Annotated in this window: 1 protein-coding gene; it reads right to left on the bottom strand. The window is 19.4% G+C overall.

The genetic code is table 11. The features are described from left to right. The coding region (locus tag GBZ86_RS16725; protein WP_152892523.1) for a hypothetical protein at positions 1 to 377 on the bottom strand (377 nt) is incomplete at its 3' end. Positions 378 to 501 lie beyond the last annotated feature (124 nt).

Here is a 501-nt window from a genome sequence, read left to right on the forward strand (position 1 = left end):
ATCCCACAGTATATAAGATTTAAATAGTAATCCTGACTAAATGTAGTTTTTGTAATTAAAAGATTAATTGTAAAAACTAGAAAAACTATAATAAATGTTAATAAAAATGAAAAAATATTCTTGCTTATAATATAAGAAAAAAATTTTTTATTTTTTTTTAGATTTTGCAAATCAGAATCTATTATAAAATCTGCAACAAAGTTATATCTACACATCATAGTTAACAAAATTAATATAGAAATAGCATAACCAATTTTAAATTCAGGAGCATTTAATAGAAATCCTACTAATAATACTAAAGTACCACAAAATAAGGATAGGAGCTCTTTCTTAGTAGCAGAAAAAAATAATTTAAAACTTTCTTTAAACCAATACATTTTAAATACCTCTTTAAAATTTTATATAAAAATATTTTGTAATTAATATAACATAAAAATAATAAAGAATTTTAAAGTTGTACTAAAAATATGATTTTTCACCCTAAAACAAAGATATCTGGAT

It is taken from the genome of Clostridium tarantellae (genome assembly GCF_009295725.1).
In the GTDB taxonomy this organism is placed as follows: domain Bacteria; phylum Bacillota; class Clostridia; order Clostridiales; family Clostridiaceae; genus Sarcina; species Sarcina tarantellae.